Here is an 8,894-nt window from a genome sequence, read left to right on the forward strand (position 1 = left end):
TATGCTGAATTTGCAAGTGGAAAACAAACAGATTTTCGTCGGTGATGTCCGCATCGTCGGGGTGGCCAGTTCATCCATCTTCCTCATTGGCGATACGGAAGTGATCTCCCTGTCTTCCATGTTCGACACGCCTCCGGAAGCCGTCATTATATCGCCATTCGTCCCCCTCCCGTCAGAGGTGTAAGCGGTGGCTCGCCTTTCTATCGTTGGTTGTGTCCGTGTGACTTCCATTAGCTCAAGCAGCGTCATGCAGGTAGGGGATAACGTTCAGTCTGCGCTGGAAACCAAAGTCTTCGCTGTGCAGCGCGAAGTTCCGATCTATTTCGGAAACGAGGGCAGTTTTGCGGCATACCCTTTCTTTCGGCGTCCTTTTCCCGTTCCTCAACCGCCTGAACCTTTCACAATGTGTGTGGATAACTTAGGATCATTCATCCGGGTGCGGGACGTCCGTATCGTAGAAGTATCTTCCTCATGTTTATTCCAGATTGGCAGCAGCCGCATCATCGGCGCTGAAGCGCGGGTCATAAACATCCGCCAATTCGTTACCAATAAGCCCGGTCCCAAAGGACAAACCACCTTTGTCAAATTGCAGAGCGAAGACGACATCGGCAACGCCCCGCCCGCAATCAAGCCTCCGGAAGGCTTATAACGGCACGAAAACAAAGAACCGCCCCCAGGGGAGCGGTTCTAAAGCGGCTCACTTCGTGAGCAGCGGCTGTGCGCGATTAAGCAGCACCGCCATCTCGGCGCGCGTCAAAGACGCGCCGGGGCGGAACGTGCCGTTCGCAAAGCCGTCGACAAGGCCGTTGCTGCTCATCGCAGCAATGGCCTCCGCCGACCAGCTGTCTGCCGGCACGTCAGAAAAGCGCTTCGCCGCGGTGCCACCGCTCGGCGAAGTCAACTTCAAAGCGCGGGAGAGCAGCATGCTCATCTGCTCCCGCGTCATGATCTGATCCGGCGCGAAGCGGTCATCGCTGATCCCTTGGAGCAGCCCGCTTTGCTTCGCGATCTGAATATCCTGATACGCCCAGTGGGTGGCAGGCACATCCTTGAACGAGCCGCTGCCGGCGGCCGAGCTCTGCAAGCCGAGTGCGCGCACGATAATCGTCGCGGCTTCTGCCCGCGTGAGCGCCGCATCCGGTGCGAACAGATCTGCAGCGGTGCCGAGCATCCAGCCGCGGTTCGCCACGGCGAGAACGGCATCTTTCGCCCAATGATTTTGCACGTCCGTGAAATAGAAGCCATCGGCCCATAGGTCATAATAATTCCAAGTGTCGGCTGTCTCTTGATTCAGGCTCCAGCTTCCGGTGCCTTTCAAATTGTACTTGCTGACCAGCTTCAGCTTTCCCTTCAACGATTGCTCGTTCTCAAACCAAACGGTATAGTCGCCTGGCTCCAGCTTTTTGCCATTAATACTAGTCACTGCATCGGTGGGACGGATGGTAAAAGTAGCGACAGGCGATTGGCTGGCTGTATCAAAACGAACCGTTCCCCCGTACGTATCGATGAGCTTGCTAATCGTTTGCGCAGATACGCCTGAGCCGTTAGCGGCTGCGTTCTGATTCCAGTACCTTCCGTAGAAGGGAATCCCCAACACAATTTTATCCCCGGATGCCTGTGAAAGCGCATATTGAATCGATTTCTCCACAAAGGGCAAACCAGCCACAGGCCCAGGTGTCGGATCTCCCGGATAGCTTTCGTCATAGGCCATAACCATTAAGTAATCGCTGACGGCCGCTAACGCCTTATAATCATATAAACCTATCCATCCCGTTTTCGTTCCTGTCGGATTAGCAGCCACGGCAACGGATACTTCTTTGTCGCTCCCAAGCTTATTGCGGAGCAATCTAACCAGATCGGTATATTTATCCCGGTAGGCGGCATCTACATTCTCAATATCCAATTGAATACCGTCAAGGTTGTAATCCTTAATGACCTTAACGATTTGGTCCGACAGCGCTTCGCGATTATCAATCGCTTTCCCCCCTAGCACCGAATCAAAATCGTTGCTAAGAAAAGGCACAACCCGCTTTCCTCTCTGATGCATGTCCGAGATGAAAGAAGCTTGCAAGGTGTCGGATAATTGTAAACCGCCGTCTGCGTTTATTTGAAAGTAGCTGGGCGCAACAACGTCGAGCGTTTGCCCGCTTTTATCCACTTGTGACGTATACGAGCTCGGACTCCCGAAATACATATAAGACATATTGAACTTACCCTGGGCCGAACTTGCTTGAGCCTCCGCGTCGTGCGGTTCCGAGCTTGCCGCTATCGTCAGTATCCCCGCTGCTGCTAATACAACAACGAATTTACGCCATCGCCTGTTGGCTGCCTGCATTAAATTCATCCTTCCTTTATCTTATTGTTATTACTCTATCATCCTAGAAATCCAATAAATAGGCTAGGAGTAAATATTGGTGAACGCAAAAAACCGCTATAGAGCAGGCACTAAGCTCCATAACGGTTCATTGTTATTCTTCTATTCATCCATAGCTTGTTGATAGAATTGGAAGTGATTCCTGCCCATTCCCTTCACTTGATAGAGGGCGATATCCACTTCTTTCAACATGCGCGATGCCTCCGTTTTATCGGAGTGATACATCGTAATTCCCATACTGACGGTAGCTTTAAACTGTTGGTCCTGAATGTCCCAGAGCTGATCCACGCAATGCAGAATCCGCTGCGCCACGTTGATCACATGCTCCTCGCAATCTACGCCAGGCAAAAGAATCGTGAACTCGTCGCCGCCCATCCGGGCAAACAGATCGACCTCGCGAAGGCAGCCTTGAATGCGGTGGGCAAAACTTTGCAAGAAAGCGTCACCTACATCGTGTCCCATCGTGTCATTTATCATTTTAAAATCATCAATATCGACATATAAAAGCGCAAAAGGCTTATTCGTCCGTTTCGCCTGTAAAAGCATTTGCTGCAGATGCTCCTTAAACCGCCGCCGGTTAGGCAGCCCTGTAAGAGGATCATGGAATGCCATGGCGATTAGCCGGTTCTCATGATTTTTGCGCAGTGTAATGTCGTTCAGCACAAACGATATCTCCAATAGTGTACCGTCTTCATGACAGATCGGCAGCGCGGTGCATTCAAACCAGTTGCAGCTCTCGCTTGTACCCTTCATAAGAAATTCCAGCTTACTGCTGCTTTTCGTCTGCAAGGTTCTGATAAACATTTTATGTAAATCCATACGGTATTCAGAATCAATAAATTCCACAACTTGTTGAAAATCTTTAGGAATAAAGCCGATCACCGGGTTAAAACTTTTGGACGCATAGGTTAAATTCCCATGAACATCGAATATGCAAAATAAATCCCAAGCCTGCTCGATAAATTGGCGTACGAAGTTATCCTTCTGCAACCATGGATGTGTGACAGGACTCAAATCAGCCGAATGACTCATTACTTTCGCCGCCCCCTTCCCTATTCCAGCATAGAGACAAGGGTAGATTAGCATGGGAACATAAAAATTTCATAAAGACTTGCTAAAATTTACGTCAAATACTGGTATTTTTCGCCTATTTCCATCACATTTCGCCATCCTTCGGGAATCCAGGTAGTGCTCAGTACCTGCATCCCCTCTGAAACCGCACCAATCTCGTAAGATGTCAATAAAAGGATAGAAATTTTTAGGAGAATCGTTCTATAATAAAGCTAGTATTTGCGAGCGGGAACTCCGCTCCCATCATGAGCCGTTCCGTTACTGAGGAGGATTTCTAGTATGGCAGGTGAAACAATTTTAGTGGTGGATGACGAGCAGGAAATTGTCCAATTGATCCAGCTCTATTTAAATAGAGAAGGATACAAGGTCATCAGCGCCAACAATGGACAAGATGTTTTCGAGATCGTTAAAGAACACAAGCCCGATCTTATTGTTCTCGACATTCTGCTGCCGGGACTTGATGGCATAGAGGTTTGCCGTCAGCTGCGCAAAACCAGCAATACGCCAATTTTATTCATTTCCTGTAAAAGTGAAGATATCGATATTATTCTCGGGCTCAGCATGGGCGGCGACGACTATATGACGAAGCCTTTCAGCCCTAGTCAACTTGTGGCAAGGGTGAAAGCCCTGCTGCGCCGTAATTCCATCCGCGAACAGCATCAAGACGATCCGCAGCTCGTGAAGTTTCCGGGTCTGGAGATCGATCTGGTCAGCCACATTGTCCGTGTCAACGGGCAGACCATCTCGCTGTCGGCCAAGGAATTCGACTTGCTTTCCTTAATGGCCAAAACCCCGAACCGGGTTTACAAAATCGAGCACTTGTTTGAGCTTATCTGGAGCCTGGATAGTATGGGCGACCCGCGAACGCTCATCGTACATATCAGCAATCTGCGCAAGAAAATTGAAGTGAATCCGGCTGAGCCCAAGTACATCATTACCGTTCGCGGCGTCGGATACAAGTTTAACGGTTCATTAGTCTAGAACAGCCGGTCCCACCAAGCCGAGAAGTGATGCTGAACGGGCACAGCGGCTGCCGCTATGATAAGAGCCGGAAGCATATTGGCGACATTGATTTTTTTGATTTGAAGAAGATTGATGCCTACCCCAATAACCAGCACGCCGCCAACAGCTGTAATTTGGACGATCATCGCGTCCAGCGACGCTTGACTGAAGGCCATGGCGATCACCGTTGCCGCGAGAGCAATCGTTCCCTGCATGACGAACACGGACACAGCGGAGAAGATGACGCCAATCCCTAAGGTAGAAGCGAAAATAATGGATAAAAATCCGTCCAGCAATGATTTGGTGTACAAAATATCATGATTATGACGGAGGCCGCCGTCCAGCGGACCCAGTATAGCCATAGCTCCGATGCAGTATACAAGCGTACAAGTCACGAATCCTTCCGAGACGCTGCCGCGTTGGTCCGATGAACCTTTGCGCATCCGGGCCTGCAACCAGTCGCCAAGCTGACCAAGCCTGTACTCGATGCGAAGCAGTTCACCAAGAATGCCGCCGATGACGACGCTTAGTATGACAAGCACGATTTGGCTCGATTTGAGAGCCATCGTAATCCCCAGCACAGTAATTGCGAGGCCCAGGCCCTGCATCACTGTGCTTTTTATGCCTTCTGAGATGCGGGGCAGCAGAAGCCCCAACAATCCCCCAATGATAATGGCGATAGCATTCACTATCGTCCCCCATAACGCCATCCTGTTCATTCCCTTTCTGTCTGACAAAGTCTGTAGCCTGTGTATGACAACCTTTTTATTCTACATGATTCAGCTCATAATTTCCTCCATCCTTGGAAATGGTATGGATAAGCAACAGGAAAGGAGGAATACGGCATGTCTAAAGACAAATCGATGGACCCCATGACAGGCGATACGGTGGAGACAGACGGTGTTTATGCCAATGAGGCAGGACAAGAGGTAACCCTCAAGCGCGGCAATGAGTTTCCTGCGGACCTCGTGCTGGGCCGCACGACTTGGGAGCTGCAGGGCTTTGCAGAAGAAGCCGAGATTGATCACGACCAAACGGAGCTTAATCCAATGCGCAAGCGTGCGGATACGCGAACCTAATCTTAGAACCGGGCTGCGAGCGATGCAGCTCGGTTTTTTGCCTCATTATGATATACTAGGGGGATGATATCAAACGCTGGGGGAACAAGCATGAACGGGAAACGAATCATTATAGTAACTGGCGGAACACTTGGCGATTGGGCCCTGGAAGTCATCCAAGAGAATGACATATTGGTGGGCTCTGACCGAGGGGCCTTATATTTAATTCAGCATGGCTACAAGCCGCATATTTCTTTAGGGGATTTTGATTCGGTGACGGCGGAGGAATTAAACCTTATTCGTTCTTCAAGCCTTTCGTTCATCGAATGCGATCCGGTTTACAAAGATTTGACCGATACCGAAATGGCCTTCAATTGGGCGCTCGCTGAGCAGCCGGAACAGATCATCCTGTTAGGTGCGCTGGGCACGCGCTTCGATCACTCATTAGCCAACGTACATCTGCTGCGTAAAGGTACGGAGCTCGGCATTTCGTGCTCCATTATAGATGCCAACAATCAGATCCTCGTTATGAACCAATCGACACGCATTGAACGTGGGCGCTATACGCACATCTCTCTGCTTCCGCTCAGTCTGGAAGTAACAGGCATCACGCTCCACGGTTTCGCATATCCGCTTCATCAAGCGAAGCTTGAGATCGGACAATCCCTCGGGATCAGCAATATTCTTCAGGAACCGGAAGGTCTAATCGAGATTCGCACAGGCCTTCTCCTTGTTATTCAAAGCAAAGATTAATCTCTTTCGCTGATCAGGTATAATTCTCCCAACCATTGCTTACAAATAGAGTAATAGAATATTCCTCTAGAATGGTTGGTGTACCGATGAGTTTTCCAAGAAAGGGAATTCTGGGCTATTCGTTATTTATCGGGGTTTACACGATAGTGCTGCTGCTCTTAACCAGCTGTCTTTCCGCCGCGAACAACCGGTCTGAAAGGACAGTCGCTTTGTCCGCCGCTTCCTACACATATGAAGGACAAGCCCTCGTCCAGACTGAAAAGGAAGCTCCTTCAGACATCCAAGCGCATGAGGCGGACAAGCCGCCGCCGCCCGAACCTGAGCCTGTCGTTGCAAATGAACCTGGCGCCGATTCCGACGCGGCTGTCAACGCGGGAGATCCCCTGCTTCTTCCGCTCGCCGTGGACACGAAGTCCGCGACGCCTACCGTTACGTCGGAAACTTACGTCCCTTTGGTTCCGCCTGCGGGCAAGCCTTCGTCAAAAGTCAGCATCCCTGTGCTTAACTATCACAGTGTGGCGATTGACCCAGGGAATATCGTCGTTATTCCTCCTGACAAGCTGGAAGCGCAAATGGCTTATTTGCACGATCATGGCTACACCCCTCTGACTCTCGAAGCCTTTATTCGTCTCCTGGAAGGAGACCGTTCCGAGAAATCCCCGGAGAAGCCGGTGCTGCTCACGTTCGATGACGGATACCTCGATAATTACGAGGAAGCGATGCCCATTCTGGCTAAATACGGCTTCCCCGCCACCCTCTTTGTTTCTCCTGGCATGACGGAGCAGGACGGCTATCTCAATTGGGAGCAAATAAAGAAGATGCAAGCTGGTGGCTGGGATATTCAGCCGCACGGCATGTCGCATCCTCACCTCCCGAAGCTTTCGGCGGACGAGCAAGCCTATGAAATCGTGGAAGCCAGGAAGCAGATCGAGGAACGGCTTGGAACCAAAGCGGATATCTTCTGCTATCCGTATGGCGAATACAACAAAACGACGCTGAAACTTCTTCAGCATCACGGGTTTCGGTATGCTTTTACAATCGATCAAGGCTTTGCAACAAACGAGCAGTCCCCTTACCTGCTAAAACGGATTTTTGTTAACGGCGAGGAAAATCTAAACGCTTTCGCAGCCAAGCTTCCTAAACTCAAGTAGGAGGCTTTTCTTTTTATAAACATGGTCCAAAATATCTACTTTTATAGTATAATATGCCTAATTAACAAAGAGGAGCATCTCCATGTCGCAACCAAATAAACGCTCCAGTTTCAGAATTCACCTCCAAATCCCATTAACCGCCATGTTCAAGATTATTGGGATCAAAAATAAAGCTACCGACACCAAACACTCCAAAATCATGATCAAGGATATCAGCGCCGGCGGCATCCGCATGCATACCCCCTTGAATCTTCCTACGGAGATGAGCCTGCTGCTGGAGTTTACTTTCCATCTGTTTCATCAGGAAATGAAAATTCTGGGCATTATTAAACGAAAAACGATGCTGAAACCATCCCTCTATGAGTATGGGATTGAGTTCAGCATCGCAGATCCGACTATCGAGCAGCAGCTGACCAGTCATCTGATTCTGTTAGGATCTCGTTTAAGGCACACCGATGTACTGGCAAGCTGCAGCTTCTGTTCCGATGATGATATGACAGATATTTTCTCAACAACTTACGACATTACATAGCGGCAGCAAGCTTTTGGACGAACTGCTCCAAGTAGCGCTGATCGATTTCATCAAAACGGCTCAGGCTAGGGCTATCGATATCCAACACGCCGATCAACTCTTCCCCTCGAAGAATCGGAACGACGATTTCCGATTGGGAGGCGGCATCGCAGGCGATATGGCCGGGAAATGCGTGAACGTCCGGTACAAGCACCGTTTCCCGGCGCGCGGCAGACGTACCGCAAACTCCTTTACCCAGCGGAATCCGAACGCAAGCCGGCAAGCCTTGGAACGGTCCCAGAACGAGTTCCTCCTTCTCTTGCGCAGTGTCCAGCAAATAAAACCCTACCCAATTGATATCCGTCAAAAATTGTCCGAGCAGCGCCGCGGCATTCGCTAAATTGGCAATTCTGTTCGGCTCGTCATGTATCAAGGCTTCAACTTGCTGAATCAGCAAGGCATAGTTGTCTTCTCTCGTTCCTTCGTAGCTCGACTTCGCAAACATCGATTATCATCCTTCTTCCTCATCTATCATTCTTGCCTTCTCATCATACCAAAAAGTGTTCATTCGCGCCAAAGAGTAAGATCGTTAGGAAGTAATTTTCTATGTTTGAATGCGAGTGCAGCTTCGCTGCTTGTTCGAGGACAGAATCGGAACTGGCTTCGCAGATGCGGTTCAGATGGTACTTCACTCACGTGATCAAGGCCTTAAACAGCCTTGCTATGTTGTATTCTGTACAACGATATGGCCAAGAAAGGGCCTCAGATCTCTTCTTCATTGTACTATGTGCAACATTTTCGCAGGAATTGGGCTGATTTGGGCTTTTTTCGTTAAAATGATTGTATTTTATACAATGGAAGGCGAGCTTGTAGGGGGAATGCAGCGTTTTTATTGCACAATGTACAACGAAGGTTATTAACTGCAGCACTCATGGGTGTGTTAGGCAAAGATGAGGCGTGTTGGGACGCGTTGG

Annotated in this window: 11 protein-coding genes; 7 read left to right on the top strand and 4 right to left on the bottom strand. The window is 49.6% G+C overall.

The annotated features are described in order from the left end of the window. The first annotated feature begins 1 nt into the window (after window position 1). Window positions 2–184 carry a spore germination protein GerPD gene (locus GC097_RS23470; protein ID WP_376768415.1) on the top strand — a complete coding sequence of 61 codons (183 nt, stop codon included), beginning with the start codon at window positions 2–4 and terminating at the stop codon, window positions 182–184. Window positions 185–187: 3 nt separating this feature from the next. Next, window positions 188–649, top strand: coding sequence for a spore germination protein GerPE (locus GC097_RS23475; RefSeq protein WP_171685730.1), 462 nt, complete (start codon window positions 188–190; stop codon window positions 647–649). A 48-nt stretch (window positions 650–697) separates the two neighbouring features. On the opposite strand, the gene GC097_RS23480 is transcribed toward GC097_RS23475, so the two are convergent. Further along, window positions 698–2,344: an S-layer homology domain-containing protein gene (locus GC097_RS23480; RefSeq protein ID WP_171685731.1), complete on the bottom strand. Its 1,647-nt coding sequence runs from the start codon at window positions 2,342–2,344 to the stop codon at window positions 698–700. Window positions 2,345–2,476: 132 nt separating this feature from the next. Continuing rightward, entirely contained in the window at window positions 2,477–3,406 is a 930-nt protein-coding gene (locus GC097_RS23485) for a sensor domain-containing diguanylate cyclase (protein WP_171685732.1), read from the bottom strand. Between the two features lie 318 nt (window positions 3,407–3,724). Between GC097_RS23485 and GC097_RS23490 the strand changes: the two genes are divergently transcribed. Further along, window positions 3,725–4,426, top strand: coding sequence for a response regulator (locus GC097_RS23490; protein WP_171685733.1), 702 nt, complete (start codon window positions 3,725–3,727; stop codon window positions 4,424–4,426). On the opposite strand, the gene GC097_RS23495 is transcribed toward GC097_RS23490, so the two are convergent. Continuing rightward, complete coding sequence (locus tag GC097_RS23495) at window positions 4,423–5,157, bottom strand: DUF554 domain-containing protein (RefSeq protein WP_171685734.1); 735 nt, start codon at window positions 5,155–5,157, stop codon at window positions 4,423–4,425. The genes GC097_RS23490 and GC097_RS23495 overlap by 4 nt on opposite strands. 135 nt (window positions 5,158–5,292) lie before the next feature. Between GC097_RS23495 and GC097_RS23500 the strand changes: the two genes are divergently transcribed. The 4 genes from GC097_RS23500 (at window position 5,293) to GC097_RS23515 (ending at window position 7,941) form a co-directional block, all read left to right on the top strand. Then, a complete protein-coding gene (locus GC097_RS23500; protein WP_171685735.1) occupies window positions 5,293–5,526 on the top strand; it encodes a hypothetical protein in 234 nt (77 codons plus the stop codon). Between the two features lie 90 nt (window positions 5,527–5,616). Beyond that, on the top strand, window positions 5,617–6,258 hold the full coding sequence (locus tag GC097_RS23505; protein ID WP_171685736.1) for a thiamine diphosphokinase: 642 nt from the start codon (window positions 5,617–5,619) through the stop codon (window positions 6,256–6,258). 86 nt (window positions 6,259–6,344) lie between these two features. After that, window positions 6,345–7,409, top strand: a complete 1,065-nt coding sequence (locus GC097_RS34445; RefSeq protein ID WP_246294420.1) for a polysaccharide deacetylase family protein — start codon at window positions 6,345–6,347, stop codon at window positions 7,407–7,409. Window positions 7,410–7,491: 82 nt separating this feature from the next. After that, window positions 7,492–7,941, top strand: a complete 450-nt coding sequence (locus GC097_RS23515; protein WP_171685737.1) for a PilZ domain-containing protein — start codon at window positions 7,492–7,494, stop codon at window positions 7,939–7,941. Here the strand turns inward: GC097_RS23515 and msrC are convergent. Further along, window positions 7,934–8,425, bottom strand: coding sequence for a free L-methionine (R)-S-oxide reductase MsrC (gene msrC, locus GC097_RS23520; protein WP_171685738.1), 492 nt, complete (start codon window positions 8,423–8,425; stop codon window positions 7,934–7,936). The two genes, GC097_RS23515 and msrC, sit on opposite strands and share 8 nt — an antisense overlap. Window positions 8,426–8,894: the final 469 nt, after the last annotated feature.

Origin of the sequence: Paenibacillus planticolens, from assembly GCF_013141725.1 — a bacterium.
Classification (GTDB): Bacteria; Bacillota; Bacilli; order Paenibacillales; family NBRC-103111; genus Paenibacillus_E; species Paenibacillus_E planticolens.

What these genes read in the sequence shown, in the direction of transcription:
- GC097_RS23470 (WP_376768415.1), top strand. Translation starts at nt 2, where the DNA reads ATGCTGAATTTGCAAGTGGAAAACAAACAGATTTTCGTCGGTGATGTC.
- GC097_RS23480 (WP_171685731.1), bottom strand. Translation starts at nt 2,344, where the DNA reads ATGAATTTAATGCAGGCAGCCAACAGGCGATGGCGTAAATTCGTTGTT.
- GC097_RS23485 (WP_171685732.1), bottom strand. Translation starts at nt 3,406, where the DNA reads ATGAGTCATTCGGCTGATTTGAGTCCTGTCACACATCCATGGTTGCAG.
- GC097_RS23490 (WP_171685733.1), top strand. Translation starts at nt 3,725, where the DNA reads ATGGCAGGTGAAACAATTTTAGTGGTGGATGACGAGCAGGAAATTGTC.
- GC097_RS23495 (WP_171685734.1), bottom strand. Translation starts at nt 5,157, where the DNA reads ATGGCGTTATGGGGGACGATAGTGAATGCTATCGCCATTATCATTGGG.
- GC097_RS23500 (WP_171685735.1), top strand. Translation starts at nt 5,293, where the DNA reads ATGTCTAAAGACAAATCGATGGACCCCATGACAGGCGATACGGTGGAG.
- GC097_RS23505 (WP_171685736.1), top strand. Translation starts at nt 5,617, where the DNA reads ATGAACGGGAAACGAATCATTATAGTAACTGGCGGAACACTTGGCGAT.
- GC097_RS34445 (WP_246294420.1), top strand. Translation starts at nt 6,345, where the DNA reads ATGAGTTTTCCAAGAAAGGGAATTCTGGGCTATTCGTTATTTATCGGG.
- GC097_RS23515 (WP_171685737.1), top strand. Translation starts at nt 7,492, where the DNA reads ATGTCGCAACCAAATAAACGCTCCAGTTTCAGAATTCACCTCCAAATC.
- msrC (WP_171685738.1), bottom strand. Translation starts at nt 8,425, where the DNA reads ATGTTTGCGAAGTCGAGCTACGAAGGAACGAGAGAAGACAACTATGCC.